The 20,988-nt window shown below is 63.2% G+C and carries 20 protein-coding genes, 1 other RNA gene and 1 pseudogene; 17 read left to right on the plus strand and 5 right to left on the minus strand.

From position 1 onward, the window contains the following. Positions 1 to 141 precede the first annotated feature (141 nt). Both RM530_RS13775 and RM530_RS19025 read left to right on the plus strand, forming a co-directional pair. Positions 142 to 1,278 (plus strand): IS630 family transposase, encoded by a 1,137-nt coding sequence (locus RM530_RS13775; RefSeq protein WP_311365831.1) that lies wholly within the window; start codon positions 142 to 144, stop codon positions 1,276 to 1,278. 407 nt (positions 1,279 to 1,685) lie between these two features. Then, positions 1,686 to 2,093 (plus strand): annotated as a pseudogene (locus RM530_RS19025) (helix-turn-helix domain-containing protein); the annotation flags it as partial. Between the two features lie 185 nt (positions 2,094 to 2,278). On the opposite strand, the gene ssrA reads toward RM530_RS19025, so the two are convergent. Together ssrA and nadB are read right to left on the minus strand one after the other, a co-directional pair. Beyond that, positions 2,279 to 2,638, minus strand: a transfer-messenger RNA (tmRNA) gene (ssrA, locus tag RM530_RS13780). A 55-nt stretch (positions 2,639 to 2,693) separates the two neighbouring features. After that, positions 2,694 to 4,286 carry an L-aspartate oxidase gene (nadB, locus tag RM530_RS13785; protein WP_311365832.1) on the minus strand — a complete coding sequence of 531 codons (1,593 nt, stop codon included), beginning with the start codon at positions 4,284 to 4,286 and terminating at the stop codon, positions 2,694 to 2,696. A 161-nt stretch (positions 4,287 to 4,447) separates the two neighbouring features. Between nadB and rpoE the strand changes: the two genes are divergently transcribed. The 14 genes from rpoE (at position 4,448) to acpS (ending at position 15,856) form a co-directional block, all read left to right on the plus strand. After that, positions 4,448 to 5,044 (plus strand): RNA polymerase sigma factor RpoE, encoded by a 597-nt coding sequence (gene rpoE / locus RM530_RS13790; RefSeq protein ID WP_311365833.1) that lies wholly within the window; start codon positions 4,448 to 4,450, stop codon positions 5,042 to 5,044. A gap of 106 nt (positions 5,045 to 5,150) precedes the next feature. Further along, the gene (locus RM530_RS13795; protein WP_311365834.1) at positions 5,151 to 5,834 is read left to right on the plus strand and encodes a sigma-E factor negative regulatory protein; all 684 of its coding nucleotides are present in this window, start codon (positions 5,151 to 5,153) and stop codon (positions 5,832 to 5,834) included. A gap of 4 nt (positions 5,835 to 5,838) precedes the next feature. After that, positions 5,839 to 6,879 carry a MucB/RseB C-terminal domain-containing protein gene (locus tag RM530_RS13800; protein ID WP_311365835.1) on the plus strand — a complete coding sequence of 347 codons (1,041 nt, stop codon included), beginning with the start codon at positions 5,839 to 5,841 and terminating at the stop codon, positions 6,877 to 6,879. Further along, complete coding sequence (locus RM530_RS13805) at positions 6,876 to 7,340, plus strand: SoxR reducing system RseC family protein (protein ID WP_311365836.1); 465 nt, start codon at positions 6,876 to 6,878, stop codon at positions 7,338 to 7,340. The genes RM530_RS13800 and RM530_RS13805 overlap by 4 nt, the downstream gene beginning before the upstream one ends. 70 nt (positions 7,341 to 7,410) lie before the next feature. Continuing rightward, the gene (locus RM530_RS13810) at positions 7,411 to 8,814 is read left to right on the plus strand and encodes a DegQ family serine endoprotease (RefSeq protein ID WP_311365837.1); all 1,404 of its coding nucleotides are present in this window, start codon (positions 7,411 to 7,413) and stop codon (positions 8,812 to 8,814) included. Next, positions 8,811 to 9,065, plus strand: coding sequence for a glutaredoxin family protein (locus RM530_RS13815; protein ID WP_311365838.1), 255 nt, complete (start codon positions 8,811 to 8,813; stop codon positions 9,063 to 9,065). The genes RM530_RS13810 and RM530_RS13815 overlap by 4 nt, the downstream gene beginning before the upstream one ends. Positions 9,066 to 9,128: 63 nt before the next feature. After that, positions 9,129 to 10,934, plus strand: a complete 1,806-nt coding sequence (lepA, locus tag RM530_RS13820) for a translation elongation factor 4 (RefSeq protein WP_311365839.1) — start codon at positions 9,129 to 9,131, stop codon at positions 10,932 to 10,934. 84 nt (positions 10,935 to 11,018) lie between these two features. Then, positions 11,019 to 11,837, plus strand: a complete 819-nt coding sequence (lepB, locus tag RM530_RS13825) for a signal peptidase I (protein WP_311365840.1) — start codon at positions 11,019 to 11,021, stop codon at positions 11,835 to 11,837. Continuing rightward, entirely contained in the window at positions 11,837 to 12,226 is a 390-nt protein-coding gene (locus tag RM530_RS13830) for a DUF4845 domain-containing protein (protein ID WP_311365841.1), read from the plus strand. The genes lepB and RM530_RS13830 overlap by 1 nt, the downstream gene beginning before the upstream one ends. Continuing rightward, positions 12,223 to 12,891 carry a ribonuclease III gene (gene rnc / locus RM530_RS13835; protein ID WP_311365842.1) on the plus strand — a complete coding sequence of 223 codons (669 nt, stop codon included), beginning with the start codon at positions 12,223 to 12,225 and terminating at the stop codon, positions 12,889 to 12,891. Before RM530_RS13830 ends, rnc begins: the two co-directional genes overlap by 4 nt. A 162-nt stretch (positions 12,892 to 13,053) precedes the next feature. Then, entirely contained in the window at positions 13,054 to 13,932 is an 879-nt protein-coding gene (gene era / locus RM530_RS13840; protein WP_311365843.1) for a GTPase Era, read from the plus strand. A 52-nt stretch (positions 13,933 to 13,984) separates the two neighbouring features. Beyond that, positions 13,985 to 14,704: a DNA repair protein RecO gene (recO, locus tag RM530_RS13845; protein WP_311365844.1), complete on the plus strand. Its 720-nt coding sequence runs from the start codon at positions 13,985 to 13,987 to the stop codon at positions 14,702 to 14,704. Positions 14,705 to 14,711: 7 nt separating this feature from the next. After that, on the plus strand, positions 14,712 to 15,473 hold the full coding sequence (gene pdxJ, locus RM530_RS13850) for a pyridoxine 5'-phosphate synthase (RefSeq protein ID WP_311365845.1): 762 nt from the start codon (positions 14,712 to 14,714) through the stop codon (positions 15,471 to 15,473). Next, positions 15,470 to 15,856, plus strand: a complete 387-nt coding sequence (gene acpS, locus RM530_RS13855) for a holo-ACP synthase (RefSeq protein ID WP_311365846.1) — start codon at positions 15,470 to 15,472, stop codon at positions 15,854 to 15,856. Before pdxJ ends, acpS begins: the two co-directional genes overlap by 4 nt. 9 nt (positions 15,857 to 15,865) lie before the next feature. On the opposite strand, the gene RM530_RS13860 is transcribed toward acpS, so the two are convergent. The 3 genes from RM530_RS13860 to RM530_RS13870 form a co-directional block, all read right to left on the minus strand. Continuing rightward, on the minus strand, positions 15,866 to 16,297 hold the full coding sequence (locus tag RM530_RS13860) for an RDD family protein (protein WP_311365847.1): 432 nt from the start codon (positions 16,295 to 16,297) through the stop codon (positions 15,866 to 15,868). 241 nt (positions 16,298 to 16,538) lie between these two features. Beyond that, positions 16,539 to 17,813, minus strand: a complete 1,275-nt coding sequence (locus RM530_RS13865; protein ID WP_311365848.1) for an MHYT domain-containing protein — start codon at positions 17,811 to 17,813, stop codon at positions 16,539 to 16,541. Positions 17,814 to 18,084: 271 nt separating this feature from the next. After that, on the minus strand, positions 18,085 to 18,984 hold the full coding sequence (locus RM530_RS13870; protein WP_311365849.1) for an alpha/beta hydrolase: 900 nt from the start codon (positions 18,982 to 18,984) through the stop codon (positions 18,085 to 18,087). A 116-nt stretch (positions 18,985 to 19,100) separates the two neighbouring features. Between RM530_RS13870 and hmgA the strand changes: the two genes are divergently transcribed. Continuing rightward, positions 19,101 to 20,411 (plus strand): homogentisate 1,2-dioxygenase, encoded by a 1,311-nt coding sequence (gene hmgA, locus RM530_RS13875; protein WP_311365850.1) that lies wholly within the window; start codon positions 19,101 to 19,103, stop codon positions 20,409 to 20,411. Positions 20,412 to 20,988: the final 577 nt, after the last annotated feature.

Consider the following 20,988-nt stretch of genomic DNA (forward strand, 5'->3'; position numbering starts at 1 on the left):
GCGCCGAGTTCAATGAGACGTTCCTGCTCCGCTACCCAGCGCTGTCCAGCGTTTCTAGTAGTTAGATTCGCTAAAACATTTACGCAAATGCCTTTTGGTGTGATCATTTGCATCCAGGCACATGGGTACCTGGAGGGTGTGATGGCACGCAAGACAAGTCGAGCGGCATTGCGAATGTCCGATGAGGAGCGCAGGGAGCTGGAGCGTTTGGCACAGTCGCGCACCGCGGCGCGACGAGAAGTGGAACGGGCGGGGATCTTGTTGGCCTATGCCGACGGCCGAGGGATCACCGAGATCGAGCGGTCCCTGCACGTCAGTCGTCCGACGATCTACAAATGCGTGGACAAGGCGCTCGCAGCGGGCGTCGCGTCGGGACTCAAGGACCGTTATCACCGTCCGCGCGAGGCGGTCATTACGGAGAATGCCAAGGCCTGGGTGACCCATCTAGATTGCCGCAAGCCGGTGGAATTGGGCTTGGCCGCAGAACTGTGGACGTTGAGCGAGTTGGCGCGTTACACGCGCGAGCATGCGCCAGCGGCGGGACACGCGTGCTTGGCGCAGGCGGGCAAGGCAACGATCTGGAGAATCCTCAACGCGCAGGTGGTCAAGCCGCATCGCATCCGGTACTACCTGGAGCAACGGGATCCGGCGTTCGAAGAAAAGATGCGCGAGGTTCTCTTGGTGTATCAGGACGTGGCGCTGCAGAACGCGCAGGCTGCTGGCCCGAGCCCACCGGCGGTGATCACCGTGAGTCTGGACGAAAAGCCCGGAGTACAGGCCATTGAGAACACGGCGCCCGATCTGCCGCCCAAGCCGCGAGCCTACGCGGCGTGGAGCCGAGACCACGAGTACGTCCGTCATGGGACGCTGTCGATCCTGGCCGCTCTGGATCTGCATGACGGCCACATCATCGCGCAGGTCCATCCGCGCCATCGCTCTCGCGAGCACATCTGTCTGCTCAAGGAGCTCGATGCCTACTACCCGGCTGCGTGCACGATCCGCGTGATTCTGGACAATCACTCGTCGCACATCTCGAAGGAGACCATGGCCTATCTGGCCACGCGTCCCGGCCGCTTTGTCTATGTGCATACGCCCAAGCATGGCTCGTGGCTCAACCTGATCGAGATGAGCTTCTCGAAAATGGCGCGCAGCTTCCTGCGTCGCATCCGCGTGCGCTCGCGCGACGAACTCAAGGAGCGCATCCTCAAGGGCATTGCCGAAATGAACGCAGCGCCAACCGTGATGCGCTGGAAGAAGTTCGACCTCGGGCTGACGTAATTGTCAACGTATTAGTGAATCGAAATACTAGGTCTTGAAGGAGCACGTGACCCTGCGGCCATCGGGCAGAGTGATGCGAAAGTCGTGGCGCACTTGCTTGAGGGCCCGCTCGCGTCTATCGGGCTCTTGTGCAGTTGTATGAGGTAGAAAAGGGATAGCCGCCCGACGCAAGTCCTTGTAAAACGAAGGTCGTCTAAGCTTTCGAGTACAGGGAACAAATGAGAGCGACTATCCCAGCGGGGATTGTTGGGCTGCGTGGCCAAGTGGTCAATGCGGTGACCGTGGAAAGTGACGGTGTGATCGGCGTGTCGTGCCGGCGCGATGGGCGGTTCGCGCCGGTCGATGCGGTGACGGGCCATCGAGGTCGACCGAATCGCTGGCGGCATCGGCGGGTGTGGGACGTGCCGATGTTCGGCCGTCGGGTGGCGCTGGACATTGAGTACCTGGAGATTGTCATCGGCGCCCGCGACCGGCGCGTGGAGCGTCTGGACTTCGTCGAAGCCGGCGCCCGGTACACCCGGCGGCTGGCGGAGCTGGTGAGCGCACTGTGTCGTCACCTGCCGATCAGTGCGGTGTCCCGCTGGACGGGACTGGCGTGGCGGACCGTCAAGGACATGGACCGCGCGCATCTGAAAGCCACGCTGCCGGTGCTGCATCCTCGGGACATTGTCGGCGTGCGTCTGCTGGGCGTCGACGAAGTGGCCCGCGCCAAGGGACATGACTACGTCACCGTGGTCTATGACCTTGAATCCGGCGCCTTGCTGTGGGTCGGCGACGGGCGCACCGCTGACACCTTGAGCCAGTTCCTCGCCGAATTGTCCGAAGACACCGCCGCTGGCGGAGCGAGGAATGGCGAGGAGAGAGTGGAATGTGGCCGGGAACGGCCAATTCGGGCGGCAGGCGAAGTCCGCAGGCTTCCGCAGGAACCCCCAACAACACGCGGGAACCGGCGCAAACAGGCAAAAAAAGCCCCAACTGATAACAGTTGGGGCTCCAGTATTGGTGGAGGCGGCGGGAATCGAACCCGCGTCCGACAATCTTCCACCCTCGGCTCTACATGCTTAGCTCAGTCCTTGATTGTCGGCACCGACTACCCGACGAGCAGGGAACGACGGCGCTTAGCTCCTTAGGGTTTTAGTGGATCGGCCAAGAGCGGACGTCACCACGATCTGATCTGAGTCGACGCCTGGGTCCGGTGGGATCAGCACCAGCCGGTCAGACGCTCACCGCTATTTAGGCAGCGAGGGCGTAGTTGGAGTCGTTCGCAACTAGCTTAGGTTACGGAAAAGTTTTACGAGGATTACCGTACCTCGGCATGCACCTTGGATTTCGTGATCACCGTCGAGCCCAGATCGCCCCCAAGTACGTTCTAAGACTACCACATGACAGCATAGGTTCCCTGAATGTCCGGCTTCTCAGCCGCGCCCGGGCAGTATCGTGGCGCTCGCGCCGGGCGTGGTTTCCGGATAGTCCAGGGTGTAGTGCAGGCCGCGTGATTCGGTGCGCGACAGCGCGGAGCGCACGATCAGATCGGCGACCACGAGCAGGTTGCGCAGTTCCAGTAGATTCGGGCTGATGTGGTAGTTGCCGTAGTACTCCTCGACCTCGCCACGCAGCAGGTCGACCCTGCGCAGGGCGCGCTGCAGGCGCTTGTTGCTGCGCACGATGCCGACGTAGTCCCACATGAAGCGGCGGATTTCCTGCCAGTTGTGCGCCACCACCACATCCTCGTCGGAATCGGTGACTTGCGAGTCGTCCCAGGGATGCAGTGATTCGGGCCAGCCTTGGGCGGGCAGGCGTTCGTGAATATCGGCCGCAGCTGCTTCGGCGAACGCCAGGCATTCGAGCAGTGAATTGGAGGCCATGCGATTGGCGCCGTGCAGGCCGGTGCAGGCGACTTCACCAATGGCGTAGAGGCCGTCGATATCGGTGCGCGCCCGCAGGTCGGTCAGTACGCCGCCGCAGGTGTAGTGTGCGGCCGGGACGACCGGGATCCATTCGGTGGTGATGTCGATGCCCAGTTCCAGGCAGTGTGCATGAATCGAAGGGAAGTGGCTGCGAATGAATTCGGCGGGGCGGTGAGTGATGTCCAGGTAGACGTGGTCGGCACCGAGCCGCTTCATTTCGTGGTCGATCGCGCGCGCCACGATATCGCGCGGAGCGAGTTCGGCGCGTGCGTCGAATTCGTCCATGAAGCGGCTGCCGTCCGGGCGGCGCAGTACCGCGCCTTCGCCGCGCAAGGCCTCGGAAATCAGGAACGACCTTGATTCTTCGTGGAACAGGATCGTGGGGTGGAATTGCATGAATTCCATGTTGCTGATGCGGCAGCCGGCCCGCCAGGCCATGGCGATGCCGTCTCCGGAGGCGCCGTTGGGGTTGCTCGAATACAGGTAGACCATGTTGGCGCCACCGGTGGCGAGCGCCACGTCCTTGGCGGCGACGGCCTCGACTTCGCCACGTTCGATGTCGAGCAGATAGGCGCCGAGCACGCGCTGGCCCTGCGCGTCGATGATCAGGTCCACCGCCATGCATTGCTCACGCACATGGATGTTGGGGTGAGCGGCCACCATTGCTGACAGCGTGGTTTCCACGGCGCGGCCCGTGGCATCGGCGGCATGGACCACGCGGCGGTGCGAGTGCCCGCCCTCGCGGGTGAGGTGCAGCCGCGTCTGCGCGGGATCGTCCTCGTCGCGCGTGAAGTCCACACCGCGATTGATCAGCCATTCGATGCTGGCGGGCCCGCGGTCGACGGTGAAGCGAACCGCAGCTTCGTCGCACAGGCCGGCGCCGGCGATGAGGGTGTCCTCGACATGCGACTCCAGCGAGTCGGTTTCGTCGAGAACCGCGGAAATGCCGCCCTGAGCCCACAAAGTGGAGCCGCTTTCCAGTGGTCCCTTGGACGCCAAAGTGACACGATGGCCGAAGTCGGCCAGGCGCAGGGCAAGCGACAGCCCGGCAGCGCCGCTGCCGAGGATCAGGACTTCCGGCGACTCAGGTCTTTGATTCATTTCCGATTCGGGCGCCGCACGCACCGGCTTGTTAAACTCCGCGCGCTTGCGGTCGCCGACGGGTGGATGTGCGGCAAAGCAAGTGTAACGATTCCGACATATGCGCGGGTGCCCGGTCGCGCCGGTCGCCGGGCAATCCTAGATGCGGCGATGCGGCGGCGATGAGCGACGATCAGATCGATCAACAATTGGTGGCGAAAGTGCAGGCGGGCGACAAGCGCGCTTTCGACGTGCTCGTTCGCAAGTATCAGAACAAGGTCATTCAATTGGTCACCCGCCTGGTTGGCGATGCCGATTCCATGGACGTGGCCCAGGAAAGCTTCATCAAGGCCTACCGGGCGATCAACGGTTTTCGCGGACAGTCTGCGTTCTACACCTGGCTCTACCGCATCGCGATCAACACTTCGAAGAATCATCTGGTATCGCGCAATCGTCGTCCCGCGCTGCAGGACATCGATGTTCAGGACGCGGAACTTTACGGGCATACCGAACATCTGAGCGACGTCGATACGCCGGAGGCGCAGTTGCTCACCGAAGAAATCAAGAGCCAGGTGGCCGAATCCATCGCCAAGCTGCCGGCGGATCTGCGTCAGGCGGTCACGCTGCGCGAACTCGAAGGGCTCAGCTACGAGGAGATCGCGGAGGTCATGGACTGCCCGATCGGCACCGTGCGCTCCCGCATTTTCAGGGCGCGGGCGGCGATTGATGCCGCTATCGCACCATTGCTCGATCACGTACCGGAGCGCTCACAGCCATGATTTTCGAGCGGTTATTTTCCGCGTTTGGGGAACTTTCTTTACGTTCCGTGGTTTATGTTGGCAACATGGCGCCACAGTCGGCGCCCCCGGCATTCAGGTAGCAGGTATGTCCGAAGAACTGGTTTCCGCGTTACTGGACGGCGAATGCGACGATCATGAGATCGAACGCGCATTGGCTGCATTCGAACGCGACGAGGCCGCGCGCGCTGGTTTCAGTCGCATGCAATACGTACGGGATGCGTCGCGCGGTGTCGTGGCAGCATTCGATCCTTCGTTTGCCGATCGGGTCATGCTCGCCATCGGTGATGAGATCCCGGATGGCGGACATGGCTTGTCTGGCGGCGTATCTGGCAACGTCGTGCCCTTGCGCCGCCGTCGACCGGTCTGGGTGCAGGCCTCCGGCTTCGCCGTCGCCGCCAGCGTGGTGGCGGCTGTGGTGGTCGGTGTGATGGTCAACGGCCCCGAACTCGGTGAAGTACAGATCGCCAGTCAGAACGACGACAGCTATGTTTCGCCGGTGGCGATGTCTGCGCCAGCGACCGTAGCGCCGGCGACCGTAGCCAACGGCGCCACGGTGCAAACGGTGGCGACGGTGCCGCAGACCTCGCCGGCCATGACGCGTCAGGCCGCGCAGTTGCGCTGGGCCCAGATCGAGGATGCTCAGGCGCGTCAGCTCAACAACTATCTGATCGATTACAGCAATTACCGGTCGGTGCAGGGGGTGGGGGGTACCCTTGGCTACGCCCGGTTTGCCGCGCATACCGCCGACTACCGGTCGCAGGAAGACTGATCCGATGCTGAGGGGACGCCGGTGGGCCGTGGCCTGCTGCCTGTTTGCGTGGTGCGGCCAGGCGGCGATGGCGGCGGAGTCCGATAGCGCTCTGCCGGCCAAGCAGAAGGACGTGAGCGAGGACGTGGCGGCCGATTGGCTGACGCGTATGAGCGAATCGGCACGGCAAGCCAATTATCAGGGCGTGGTCGTCTATCGCAGCGGTGAAGTGCTCGAATCCCTGCATGTGGTCCATGGTTTCGATGGCGGCACGGTGCGGGAACGCCTGGTCTCCATGTCGGGTGAGCCGCGTGAAATCCTGCGTGAGGATGACGAGGTCACCTGCATACTGCCGCGCGAGAAGAAGATCACGGTGGACTTTCGAAGCAAGGCCACGGGTCTGTTCCCCAGCCTGCCGCGCGAAACCATCAATCAACTGCGCGCGTACTACGAATTCAACGTGATCGGCCGCATGCGCATCGCGGATCATCAGTGTCGCGGTGTCCGTATCCAGCCCAAGGATGCCTACCGTTACGGTTATGAATTCTGGGTCGATGAGACCACCGGTGTGCCGCTGAAACTGTCCTTGCTGGACGAAGACGGCCGCGTGCTGGAACAGTTGATGTTCACCGAGGTCACGTTCCCCAAGACCATCGCCGCCGAAGACTTCCAGACCACCCAGGATCTCAGCGGCTTCCAGAAAGTCACGCAACGCGTTTCCGCCAGGCCGCCGAGCGCGGTTGCGGCATGGATCGTCGATCAGGTTCCTCCTGGTTTCCGTCTGATGACGCGCGATCTGCGCCAGATGCGCGGCGATAACGATGTCGTCGAGCACTTGTTGTTCTCGGATGGCTTGTCGGCGGTTTCGATTTACGCGGCGGTCACCTCCTCCTCCGATGGCAAGGCGTTCGAGGGTGTGTCGCATATGGGCGCGGTCAACGCGTTTGGCCGTATGCTCGGCACGCATCATTTGACGGTGGTCGGCGAAGTGCCGCAGGCTACCGTGAAAATGATCGGGGGCGCGGTGCGCGCCGCCCCAGCCGATACGCAAACAGCCTCGCCGTGATCGAAGAGCGCGCCATCGTCTACAAGGTGGCCGACGGCAGAATTCTGGTTCAAGCGATTTCCCCCTCCAACTGTCCGCGCTGCGCGGAAGGACGTGGCTGTGGCGGTGGCGTGTTGGCGCGACTGGTGACGGCGCGGCGTCCCGGGCTGCAGGCCAAGTCGCGCATCGCGAATCTGCGCGAAGGCGAGATGGTCGTGGTTGGCGTGGACGAATCGGTCCTGATCCGAGCTTCGCTGCTGCTTTGGTTGGCGCCGCTGGGTTCGATGATTGCCGCCGGCGCCTTTGCCGACCGCCTGCTCGACGCCGCGGATATACTGGTGGGCGCTTTTGGTATCGTCGGTCTGGTCGCCGGTTTCGTTTGGGTATGCTGGCGGGTCGGGGGGCTCGATTCTGCCCGTTTTCAGCCGATGATCCTGCGGCGCGACGAAAGGGTCGACGTGGTGTGCCCCAGGCTGTCATAAGATCGACCGGGCGGCTCGTGACCACATTGCGTTGCCGACGAAGCCAACAATAACTGTAGGGAGATTCGCGATGTCCGTCGCACCGCGACTGAGCGTCTTGTCCACACTGGCCGCCGGTCTGGTGCTGCTGGTCGGCTGTGCCAAGGACTCCGGCTATCCGAATTTCGTGGACATCGTCGACCGGGCCAGCCCATCGGTCGTCAACATCAGCACGGTCTCGCGCGTCGATGCCGGGATGACGAGAGATATGCCGGAATTCGCGCCGTTGCCGTTCGAGGCGCCGGGCGGCAGCGATGCGCCGATGGAAGACATGGAATCGCTCGGTTCCGGATTCGTATTGTGGTCGGACGGCTACATTGTGACCAATCGCCACGTGGTGCGTGATGCCGACGAGATTATCGTGCGCCTGCTGGACCGGCGACAGTTCGCCGCCTCCGTGGTCGGCATCGACGAGCGCAGCGACATCGCCCTGCTCAAGATCGACGCCCGCGGCCTGCCTGCGGCGCGCATCGGCGACAGCGAACTCCTGCGCGTCGGTGAATGGGTGCTGGCGATCGGTTCGCCGTTCGGTTTCGACCATTCCGTGACCTCCGGCATCGTCTCCGCCAAGGGACGCAATCTGGCCTCGGAGCAGTACGTTCCGTTCATCCAGACCGACGTGGCGATCAATCAGGGCAATTCGGGCGGGCCGCTATTCAATCTCAAGGGTGAGGTCGTCGGCGTCAATTCCCAGATCTACAGCCAGACCGGCGGCTACATGGGGATCTCGTTCGCGATTCCGATCGATGTGGCGCTCAAGGTGGCCGAACAACTGCGGGACCGCGGCCAGGTGCTGCGCGGCTGGCTCGGCGTGGTGGTGCAGCCGATCACGCGTGAACTGGCGCAGTCGTTCGGCATGAACCGCCCCGAAGGCGCACTGGTCGCGCGGGTCATGCCGAACAGCCCGGCTGAACGCGCGGGGCTGCGCACTGGCGACATCATCCTCAATTTCAATGGCCGCGTGCTGCCCAGCTCCGAGGCGCTGCCGCCGCTGGTGGGCAATACCGATCCCGGCGATTTGGTGCCCTTGCAGCTGCTGCGCGACGGCGAGCGCATGGCGGTGAACGTGACGATCGGCGTGCTTGCCGCCGAAGGCAATCAGGACAGTGGAATCGCACCGTCGGCGCCGTCATCCGGGCCGATCGACCGCACCGGTTCGCTGGGCTTGGTGATCGAGCCGCTCACGCCCGAAGATCGTCAGCGCGAGCAGGTGGTGTCGGGCGGCGTTCTCGTGGCCGAGGTAGATGCCGGCCCGGCACGCGATGCCGGCTTGCGGGCGGGTGATGTCATTCTTTCGATTGGCGGGAGCACGGTGGATAGTCCGGCGCGCTTCGATGAGGTCGTGAAAAGACTCGCACCGGGGCAGCAGGCGCCGATTCTGGTGCAGCGTCGTGGAGCGCCGCTGTTCCTTGCGATCAAGGCACCGCCACGGTGAACCCGACGTGGCTGCTGCTTGGACGTCCCGAGTGCCACCTCTGTGAAGCCTTCGAGGCAGAGCTTTCGCAGGCATTCCCGGCCCTGCCGCTGGAGCGCGCCTGCGTCGACGACGACCCGGAATGGCGTTTCGCCTATGGCCGCGAAATTCCGGTGCTGCTCGATCCTCACGGCCAGGCTGTTTGCCGCAGCTTTTTCAACGTTGCCGAAGTCCAGGCGCGCCTCAATGAAATCGATGCCGGAGCCGATTGACGTGCTTCCTTTATACTGTGCGGCCTTTTTCGCCTATCCAGAGAATTGCCCTTCCGGGCCCCCATGAAGCAGGCCAATATCCGCAATTTCTCGATCATCGCCCACATCGATCACGGCAAGTCCACGCTCGCCGACCGCTTCATCCAGCTCTGCAAGGGCTTGACCGAACGCGAGATGCAGGCGCAGGTGCTCGACAACAATCCGATCGAACGCGAACGCGGCATCACCATCAAGGCGCAGGCCGTGTGTCTGCAGTATCCGGCCGCGGATGGCGAGATCTATCAGCTCAATTTGATCGACACCCCCGGTCACGTCGACTTTTCCTACGAAGTGTCTCGCTCGCTTGCCGCCTGTGAGGGCGCGCTGCTGGTGGTCGATGCCTCACAGGGCGTCGAGGCGCAATCGGTCGCCAACTGCTACACCGCGATCGAGGAGGACGTCGAAATCCTGCCGGTGTTGAACAAGGTCGATCTGCCGGCGGCGGAGCCGGAGCGCGTCGCCAAGGAAATCGAGGACATCATCGGCATCGAGGCGCGCGATGCGATTCACGTGTCCGCCAAGACCGGGCTCAACGTCGGCGATGTGCTTGAGGCGATCGTCAAGAAAATGCCGCCGCCGCGCGGCGATCCCGAAGCCACGCTGCAGGCGCTGATCATCGACTCCTGGTTCGACAACTATCTGGGTGTCGTGTCCTTGGTGCGCGTGGTCAACGGCAGCGTGCGCAAGGGCCAGAAGATTCGCGTGATGGCGACAGGGCGCGACCACGAGGTCTCGGTGCTCGCCAAGAACACGCCCAAGCGCACGCCGCACGACGAGCTGTGCTGCGGCGAAGTCGGCATCGTGGTCTGCGGCATCAAGGACATCGACGGCGCGCCGGTCGGCGATACGCTGACCGACGCGGCGCGCCCCTGCAAGGAACGGCTACCGGGTTTCCGCCAGGTTCAGGCGCGGGTCTTCGCCGGCCTGTTCCCAGTCAGTTCCGATGATTTCGAGGATCTGCGCGAGGCTCTGCAGAAACTGCGCCTTAACGATGCGGCGCTGAACTTCGAACCGGAAAACTCCACTGCGCTCGGCTTCGGTTTCCGCTGCGGCTTCCTCGGCATGCTGCACATGGAGATCGTGCAGGAACGCCTGGAGCGCGAGTACAACCTCAACCTCATCACCACCGCGCCCTCGGTGGTCTATGAGCTGGAAATGGTCGACGGCGAAGTCCGCAAGTTCGAGAATCCGGCCGACCTGCCGGACGCCGGTCACTACAACGACATCCGCGAGCCGATCATCAACGCGCGCATTCTGATGCCGCAGACCTGCGTCGGCCCGGTGATGCAGTTGTGCATGGAAAAGCGCGGCGTGCAGAAGCAGCTGCGCTATCACGGCACCCAGGTACAGATGGAAGTCGAAATGCCGATGGCCGAGGTGGTGCTCGACTTCTTCGACCGGCTCAAGAGCGTGTCGCGCGGTTTTGCCAGCTTCGAATACGAGTTCGTGCGCTTCCAGACGGCCGATCTGGTGCGGCTGGATGTGCTGGTCAATGGCGATTCAGTCGATGCGCTGGCCTGTATCTGCCACCGTAGTATTGTCCAGACCCGGGGGCGCGAACTCACCGAGCGCATGCAGGAAGTGATTCCGCGCCAGATGTTCGACGTGGCGATACAGGCCGCCGTGGGCTCGCGCGTGATTTCGCGCACCACGGTCAAGGCCTTGCGCAAGAACGTGCTCGCCAAGTGCTACGGTGGCGATGTTTCACGCAAGCGCAAGTTGCTGGAGAAGCAGAAGGAGGGCAAGAAGCGCATGAAGCAGGTTGGTAACGTCGAGATACCTCAAGAGGCGTTCCTGGCCGTGCTGGGCGTCGAGCGCAAGGGATCATAGAAACGCTGCACATTGTCATAGGGCCGGGCCAAGAAGCTCGCGGACCGCTGGGCGCACCGGAATGCGCCGGAGAACAACCGCTAAATGAAACAGTTCATCGACGAATTCCATTTTGATTTTGCCGTGCTGCTCACGGTACTGACGCTGTTCACCGGCGCGGTATGGGCGCTCGACAAGTGGCTGCTGGGGCCGCGCCGCCGTGCTGCCCAGGGGCCGGCAGAAGGCGCGATGGACGATGACAAGCCCGGCGCGATCGTGGATTTTTCACGCTCCTTTTTTCCGGTGATCCTGATCGTGCTGTTGCTGCGTTCGTTCGTGGCAGAGCCGTTCCGGATTCCGTCCGGCTCGATGATCCCGACGCTGTTGATCGGCGACTTCATCCTCGTCGACAAGTTCAGCTATGGCCTGCGCATGCCGGTGGGCTACTGGAAGGCGGTTGATTTCGGCGAGCCCAAGCGCGGCGACGTGGTGGTGTTCCGCTATCCGCTCGATCAGAGCAAGGACTTCATCAAGCGTCTGGTGGGCCTGCCGGGCGACCGCATCGAATATCGCAACAAGACGCTCTACATCAATGGCGAACAGCAGGCGCTGGAACCCGATGGCGTCTATCCCACGCCGGGGCACCGTGCCGGTGGCGTCGTCGAGAAGTACACCGAGAATCTGGGCGGCGTGCGCCACCCAATTCTGATCAACCCCTCGGATCCGGCACGGGACGGCTACTGGATCGTGCCGGAAGGCCACTACTTCATGATGGGCGACAACCGCGACGGCAGTGATGATTCGCGTCGCTGGGGCTTCGTTCCGGAGCATAATCTGGTGGGCCACGCATTCTTCATCTGGATGAGCTGGGACGGTGTGAAGAAGCGTCCGGCCTTCGACCGGATCGGAGACGGGGTGAACTGATGCGCAGCAGGGGACTCCACGGACGGCACCAGCAGGGGCTCGGCCTTTGGGGCTGGATCGTGGTTCTCGGCCTGATCGCGTTCTTCGCGACGGTAGGAATCAAGACCGTTCCGGTCTATCTCAGCCATGGCCAGATGCTCAAGGCGCTCCATGGCGTGGCGGATCAAAGCAATGGTGAATCCGTGCCGCAGATGCGCGGTTTCCTGCAACGTCGCTGGGATATCGACTACATCTCCCAGGTTGAACCCAAGGACATCAAGGTGATCCGCACCAAGAGCGGCGGCCGAGCGTTTGCCTATGATTACTATGTCGAGGAACACCTGTTCTACAACGTCTACATCACCTTGTACTTCAAGGGCGAAGTGATGATCGACAACGGCGACTCGTGAGCCACCGCCGTCTTACGCAGATGCTGGGCTACGAGTTCCGCGATCCGGAGATTCTGGAACGGGCGCTGACGCATCGCAGTGCATCCAGCGGTCACAACGAACGCATGGAGTTCCTTGGCGACGGGCTGCTCAATGGCATCGTCGGCGAACTGCTGTTTCATCGCTGCCCCAAGGCCACCGAAGGCGATCTGTCGCGCCTGCGCGCGAGCCTGGTGCGTGAGGAGTCGCTGGCGGTGATCGGCAGCGCGCTGAAGCTCGGCGACGAGATGAATCTGGGCTCCGGCGAACTCAAGAGCGGCGGTTTCCGGCGTGCCTCGATCCTTGCCGACGCGGTCGAGGCGCTGATCGCGGCGGTCTATCTGGATGGCGGTTTCGAGCAGACGCGTGCCATGCTGGCCCGCGTATTCGAGGATCGTCTGAACAACCTGCCGGATCCGGCGAGCCTCAAGGACGCCAAGACCCGTCTGCAGGAGCTCTTGCAGGCACAGGCGCGGCCGCGTCCCGAATATGGCGTGGAGCGCGTCGAGGGTCCGCCACACAAGCAGCGCTTCCATGTGCACTGCCGTCTGCCTGACAGCGACGAGATCGAGCAGGCCGAAGGTTCCAGTCGGCGCATCGCCGAACAGCGTGCGGCGCAATTGATGATTGATCGTTTGGAACCCTGATGTCGATAACAGCGAAAAACGGGTCTCGCGCAAAGGCGCAAAGACGCCAAGTAAAAATCTTTGAGAGAAAGAAGCGCTTTGGTTTTGCGCTTTTGACCACCTTCGCGTCTTCGCGTCCTTGTACGCGGCAGGCTTTTGATCGCACCGGCAGGAACCCCTCCCATGCGTAGCGGAATGGTCGCCGTCGTCGGCCGGCCGAATGTCGGCAAGTCCAGTCTGGTCAACGCCCTGGTCGGCGAAAAGCTGTCGATCGTCACGGCCAAGCCGCAGACCACGCGCCATCAGATTCAGGCCGTGCTGCACGGCGATGACATGCAGATCGTGTTCGTCGACACGCCGGGCCTGCACCAGAAGGCCAAGCTCGCGCTCAACAAACGCCTCAACGAAGTGGCCACGCAAAGTCTGGAAGGCGTGGATGTCGTGCTGTTCGTGGTCGAGGCGGGCCGTCTCACCGAAGAGGACGAAATGGTGCTCAAGCTGCTCAGTGCGGTGACCACGCCCTGCGCCCTGATCATCAACAAGGTCGACAAGCTGCGCGACAAGAACCTGCTGCTGCCGTTTTTGCAGGACCTCACGGCACGCCGCAACTTCGATTTCGTGGTGCCGCTGTCCGCGCTCAAGCGCGACAATCTGGAACCGCTGCTGAAAGAGCTTGAATCGCGCCTGCCGGAAGGGCCGCCGCTGTATCCGCCCGACCAGAACGTCGGCCACGACCGGCGCTTCGCGGTGGCGGAACTGGTGCGCGAGAAGTTGATGATGGCGCTGCACGAGGAACTGCCGTATTCGGCCGCGGTGGAGATCGAGTCCTGGGAACAGGAAGGGCGCCTGACGAGGATCTCTGCCGTGATCTGGGTAGCCCGAGACAGTCAGAAGAAGATCGTGATCGGGGAGGGGGGGCGCACGCTCAAGGCTATCGGCACCCAGGCCCGGCGCGAACTTGAACGGGGCGGCGGCAAGGTGTTTCTCAAGCTGTGGGTACGCGTCAAGGACGGCTGGAACGACGATCCGCGCGCGCTCCAGCAGTTCGGCTACGGCGAATGACGCGGTTCTGTCGGTGATTCGTAATCGCGCCGTGAATGCGACCTGAGACCCCATGAGCCGTGCCCGTGTCAGTCTGGAGCCCGGCTTTGTGCTGCATCAGCGCGCCTACCGTGAAACCAGCCGTCTGCTGGAAATCTTTACCCGCGAGCATGGCCGCGTTGGCCTGGTGGCGCGTGGCGTCAGCGGCACGCGTGGCGGCGGACGCTCTGCTCTTTTGCAGCCCCTCCAACCGCTATTGCTGTCATGGATCGAAGCCGGTGAACTGGGCACGCTGACCGGCGCCGAGTCCGGCGGCGAAGCACTGCGCCTGAACGGCGAGAAGTTGATCTGTGCCTGGTACCTCAACGAATTGCTGATGCGCTGCCTGCCGCGTCATATCCAGCATCCCGACCTGTATGCCTTCTACGCCGCTGCCTTGGCCGCGTTGGCTGAAGGCGAGCGGGCGGCTGCGCCCATATTGCGCGAGTTCGAAATGGAACTGCTGGTCGAACTCGGATACGGTGAGGTGCAGGCCGGGGACCTCGATCCCGCGCAGCGCTACGATTACCATGACGGCGCACCGGTGTGTGCCGACCACGGCGCGTGGCGTGGCGATCAACTGTGTGCCATCGCCAATCGTGAGTGGACGCGCCCGGACGTGCTCGGCGATGCGCGAAGGCTGATGCGCAGCCGGCTGGCGCCGCTGATCGGCAAGCGTCCGCTGGAAACCCCACGTCTGTTGCAGTCCCTGCGCCGCATGCGCGATGGCACCCAGCCAGCCAATGAGGATTGAAGGAACGATGGCCGAAATCACAGTGATCCATTTGGGTGTCAACGTCGATCACGTGGCGACGATTCGGCAGGCCCGCGGGACCAGTTATCCGGACCCGGTGGACGCTGCGCTGCTGGCGTGGGAGGCGGGTGCGGACAGCATCACGCTGCATTTGCGCGAGGACCGGCGCCATATCCAGGATCATGACGTCGAGCGCCTGCTGGCGCGTCAAGCGGTGCCCGTCAACCTTGAAATGGCGGTGGCACCGGAGATCATCGAACTGGCCTGTCGCTGGAAGCCGGCGTTTGCGTGTCTGGTGCCCGAGCGGCGCGCCGAGCTGACCACCGAGGGCGGGCTGGACGTGGCCGGCCAGACCGGTCGCATACGTGAAGCCTGCGCGCGGCTGGCCGATGCGGGCATCGTCGTGTCCCTGTTCATCGATGCCGATCCGCGCCAGCTCGACGCCACGCTGGCAAGCGGCGCGCCGCATATCGAAATTCACACCGGCGGCTATGCCGATCGCGAAGGTCAGGAACGTGAGCAAGAACTGGCCCGTATTCGCGAATTTTCGCGAAGCGCCGCACGGGAGGGTCTGGAGGTGCATGCAGGGCACGGACTGACCGTGGAAAACCTGGGTCCGATCGCTGCGATTCCAGAAATCGTCGAACTCAATATCGGGCACGCCATCGTCGCGCGTTCGTTGTTTGTCGGCATGGCCGCAGCGGTGGCCGAAATGCGGCAGGCGATGCGCGACGCGCGCCAGGCCGATCAGATCGGATCACTTGCATGATCTACGGCACCGGCATCGATCTGGTTCACGTGCCGCGAGTCGCCGGGGTGTACGAGCGCCACGGCGAGCGTTTCGTCGATCGCCTCCTGCACGACGCCGAGCGGCGCGAATTCGAAGTGCTGAGTCTGCCGCGTCGTCGCGTGCTGTACCTGGCCAAGGCGTTTGCCGTCAAGGAAGCCTTCGTCAAGGCCATGGGCACTGGTTTTCGTGGGATCGCGCACGATCATGTCGGCGCGGTGCGCAGCGAATCGGGGCGGCCGGGCCTGATCTACGTGGCGGCACTGTCGCGGCAGCTGGAGTCGCTGGGAATCATCGGTGCGCACGTCTCGATCAGCGACGAACACGAATTCGCGCTGGCCAGCGTGACGCTCGAAACCGCTTAGCCGCGGCGTTCAGCCTGCCGGCTTAGGCAGTACCACGACTTCGGTACCGGTCAGCACGTCGTGCCAACTGCGGCGCTGCGCATCGACCAGGCACCACAGTACGCCCAGACCAAACGCCAGCCACGACACCCAGGCCAGCAGGTAGCGCAGGGTGGCGCGCGTCAGGCTCAGCGGCGTACCGTCGCTACGACGCACCACCAGTCTCCAGGCGCGCATGCCCAGTGTCTGGCCGCCGTGCGTCCACGAACGCACGAAGAAGATCAGACCGGCGGTGACCAGTACCGCACGCACCACATGCGGCGGCGCCGGAGCGCCCACGTAGCTGCCACCGATTACCAGAAACAGCATCAGCACCATCCAGATCGACAACAGCAGCAGTCCGTCATAGAGCGCCGAAGTGAGTCGGCGCCACAGCGGTGCGGGGAGGATCAACTGGTTCATCGAAGGCCGGGTGGCTGAAGAAAGGCGTAAGGATAACGGGCGCGGGTGCCGGAGAATAAATCGCAGGGCTGGGAGCCGTGCAACGCAGGCTCGGAGTCCAAGCGAAGTTGCCGGCTGCCGCATGGATTCCGGATCAGGTCTGCGGCCCGTCCGGAATGACGGCGTGCGGACAAAAAAAATGCCGCGCGGGCGTCGGGTCAGTGACGAACGTGCGGCCAGGGAAATCAGCCAGGGGTGTGGCTCAGCGCACCAGGGCGAAGCGCCCTCGCGTTGGTGTCGACGGTGTTGCGTCGGCGGAACGGGTGGCGGCGAACAGCAGCGTTCTCGAATTGTCTCCATCGCTCGGGTATTGCGCGAATCCGATATGTGACTGCGGCGACACCACTTCGGAACGAACGTCGACCGGCGCAGAACACGCCACACGCAGCGTTTGCCGCACTGCCTCCGGTGCGTCGTGTTCGTGCATGCGCGCTCTCAGAAAAACGAACTCCTGACGGGTATATCGGGCGAGGAAGTCGCCCGGTTGACAGCCGGCACGCAGGCGTTTGGCAATACCGTCGATGGCGTCGTCGATGATTTCGTCCGACGGTTCGCCCGGAAAATTGACCGAGCAGTAGTACAGATCGAAATTCACACCGCTGCGCTTGGCACGACTCATGAAATTGACGATCTCCTGCTGGAACGAGGCGCGGTTCGGCAATTTGGTCTGCGGATCGTACAGCGACAGGAAGCGCGCACGATCCTCATCCTCGCGGCGTGCGCGCTGTTCGCGCAGGTGGGCGTGCTTGACTGCGTCGGAGCGGACCAATCCGGCGATCAGGCCCGCCAGAAGCAGGGAGAACACCGCGACGGCCAGGGTCGTCCAGGTTCCACCCAGACCATCGACCGCGCCGCATACCGTACCCACCGGGAAGTTCGCGGCGGCCATGCCGGTGTAGTGCATTCCGCTAATGGCGGCGGCCATGATCGCGGCCGCCAGCAGACGGGCTGGCGTGCGTCGGTGGCGGGAGATTCGACGCAGATTGAACAGGATCCACAAGGCGGCACCGGAGGCCGCCACGGCGATGATCACCGATGCAGAGAACAAGCCGGGGTCGTACTGGATTGCCGGTGACATTTCCATCGCCGCCATGCCCATGTAATGCATGACGCAAATACCGGCGCCCATGAGCAGGGCGCCGACCAGCACTGCACCCAGACCGAGCTGTTCGCGGCTGGAAACATACAGCGCAAGGCTGGCCACGGCGATCGCGGCGAGCAGAGAGGCGACTGTCTTGCCGATGGCGTAGCCCACCGGGATCGGCATGGCGAAGGCCTGCATGCCGACCATGTGCATCGACCAGATGCCGCAACCCATGGCCAGCGCCCCGAGTATCAGCCAGCGCCACTGTTCGGCTGCGGTTTCGAAGACTCGATGAACGACCGTGATGGCGACGTAGGCGGCGAACCCCGCGATGATGTATGAAACGACAACGAGTCCCCAGTCGTACTGCCCGGAGATGAATTCTGTGTTCATCGGCGATGCCTGCCTGTTTCCCCAACGGGAACGATGCCGCTGCGGCGACTTGTTCGCCAGTCCGCTGAGGGGGTCTGGCCCTACCTTTCGTCACCCGGGCTGGGGCCGGCCGTTCAATCCAGCGGCGCCGGCAAGCCGAAATAATCGGGTCGACCGGCGGCCCCAGAGCTCGCCTCAGATCTTGCCCCAGAGGCCAATTCGTGTTTGCGCTCGCGGTGGGCGGCTTTGAGCCTCAAGTGGGACCAAGAACAAGGCGCTGAGATATGCGGGCCTACAGCCCCGCATGGAAGAATCGCACTGTCTGCTCGATCACTTCGTCGATCTGGCTGCGGTCTTCGCCCAACGCGTGATAGATGTGATCCGCGTTCTTGATCAGGAGTACGCGCGCGTCGGTGGACCCGGCGGCTTCGACCAGGCGTAGTGAGGCTTCGTGGGGCACCGCATCGTCGGCCAAGCCGGCAATCGCCAGCAGCTTGCCGTGATAGCCCGCCATATCGCTGAGCGCCGTGCTGGCACGCACTTCGTCGAACCACTCCAGGCTGAAGTTGAGCGGTCCGCGCCATGGAAAATTCACCACGGCGTAGCCATCGCGACGCGCCTGGTCCAGGTGCTCGTCGAACAGGGGCTGGAACACGCCGATCCCGTCATTGGCCACCGAGGACCAGGTTGCCAGTGCGCGAATGTCGGGCTGCTTCACCACCAGACCTTGCGCGATCAATCCCCCCTGACTGAAACCGAGTACACCGAGACGCTGCGGATCAACTCCCACATGCTCGCCGAGCGCCTTCAGTGCGACAGCGGCGTCGCGCGTGGCGCCGCTGAGCGTGTACTGGCGATAATCCACAGAACTGTCGCCGGTGCCCGCGAAGTCGATTCTCAAGGAGGCGATTCCTGCACGGGCAAGCTCGCCCGCCAGCCGCTTGTAGACGCCGCCGACCTCATCCTTGTTCGATCCGGTGCCGTGCAACATCAGCACCGCTGGACACCTTGAAGCGACCTGCAACCGTACCGGCAGGGTCAGGGTGCCCGGAATCCGGTATTCGCCATTGTCCAGCGACAGCGACTCGATTTCGGCCGCCATCGCTGCCGGTAACCACGCACCGAAGTTCATCGCCATGAACAACAGGGCCGCCCACCACGATGCAACCCGTCCCGGACCTCCCGAATTCATACCCTGCCCCATATCTGCCGAAAGTCATTGGAGCATAGAGGATCACTCCAGGGCCGAACATCCGCTGTCGCCCGGCGCGGTAGGCTATGCGCCATCGAATACAAGAGAGCGCGGCGATGATCTCACCCGAACTCCAGTACCTCACCGGTTTCGGCAACCAACACGCCACAGAAGCGCTGCCTGGCGCATTGCCGTGTGGACAGAACTCACCACAGCGCTGTCCTTATGGCCTGTACGCGGAACAGTTCAGCGGCACCGCATTCACCGCGCCACGCCGACACAACCGACGTAGCTGGCTGTACCGCATCCGGCCGTCCGTGGTGCAGGGCCGATTCAGGCTCCTGCCACCGACGCCTTGGCTATCGGCGCCGTTGACCGGCGATCCGGTCGACCCCAATCCGATGCGCTGGCACCCGCTGCCGATACCGGAGACCCCCTGCGATTTCATCGATGGCTTGTTCACCTTCGCTGCGAATGGGCGACCGGACGCGCAGACCGGCTGCGCCGTGCATCTCTATGCCTTGAACGCGGACATGCAGTCGCGCTACTTGTACGATGCCGACGCGGAGTTGTTGATCGTCCCGCAAAGCGGTGAGCTGTTGCTGCGGACGGAACTCGGACAACTGCATGTGCCGCCCGGGCACTGCGCGGTGCTGCCACGCGGTATCAAGTTTCAGGTGCGGCGCGCCCAGGCTGCGGGGGGCGCACACGGTTATGTCTGCGAAAACTTCGGGGCGGCCTTCGAGCTTCCGGAACTGGGGCCGATCGGCGCCAACGGCCTTGCCAATCCGCGGGATTTCGAAACCCCCGTAGCCTGCTACGACGATATCTCAGGCAACTTCGAACTGGTCGCCCGCGTCGATGGCCGACTCTGGTCGGCGCCGCTGAATCATTCGCCACTCGATGTGGTGGCCTGGCACGGCAACCACGTGCCCTACCGCTACGATCTCTCACGCTTCAACACCATCAATACGGTCAGTTTCGATCACCCCGATCCGTCGATTTTCACGGTGCTGACGGCGCCGTCCGACACACCCGGTACGGCCAACGTCGATTTCGTGATCTTTCCGCCACGCTGGGTGGTGGCCGAGCACAGCTTCCGACCGCCATGGTTCCACCGCAACGTGATGAGCGAGTTCATGGGGTTGGTTCAGGGGCGCTATGACGCAAAAACCAGCGGCTTCATACCGGGCGGGTCCAGCCTGCACAACTGCATGTCTGCCCACGGGCCGGATGCGGACGCTTTCGAATCGGCGTGCCAGATGCCGCTGGCACCGCAGCACCTCGATGACTCGCTGGCCTTCATGTTCGAAAGCCGCTATCCGTTCCGATGCAGCGAGCAGGCTCGGAACGCGCCCTTTCGCCAGATGAACTATTCGGATGTCTGGCAGGGTCTGCGATCGCAGTTCGATCCCGGCCGGCCCTGAGCGCGTAGGCGATTTCATCCAGGGGTCGGAAGCTTACGTCAGACTTGAGGTACTGCGCGGCCTTGGGCAAGGAGTTGAGCTTCTCGTAAGGGGGCATCATGTCCTCGTAGCGATAGCGCTTGCCTTGCTTGCCCTTGGCATCGGTCACGGTGGTGGCGAAGAACAAGGCCGGTGAAAGTTGACGCGCGGGGCGAAGTGCTGGGGGATGTGGGCGTAGCCGAGCAGCTTGCGCACCACCGCTCTCGGCCAGCGCGTTGTCGTTGCAGGGCTTGGAGTGGCGCAGATTGGCCACGATCAGCTCCTTGTCCGCCTTGGACAAACGCGGGGAGTCGCGAAATGGCGCAAGGTATCTTCGATCAGCCGGTAGCGCTCCGCTTGTGGTGCCGGCTCCGGCGTCACTGAGGTGCTGCCGTGGATAAATCGGCGATCTGCTGGTGGGATGGTACCCCGCACCAAACGACTATTGAAAGTACGGAATCGAAGCGCTGCGGGCTGCTGCGAACCATTGCGAACTCGATCGAAATGCCTGCTGGGGCGCCCTGCGGCCGTGGACGATCAAGCAGGTTTTTCGCTTTGA

The sequence above is a fragment of the Banduia mediterranea genome (assembly GCF_031846245.1).
GTDB classification, from domain to species: Bacteria; Pseudomonadota; Gammaproteobacteria; order Nevskiales; family Nevskiaceae; genus Banduia; species Banduia mediterranea.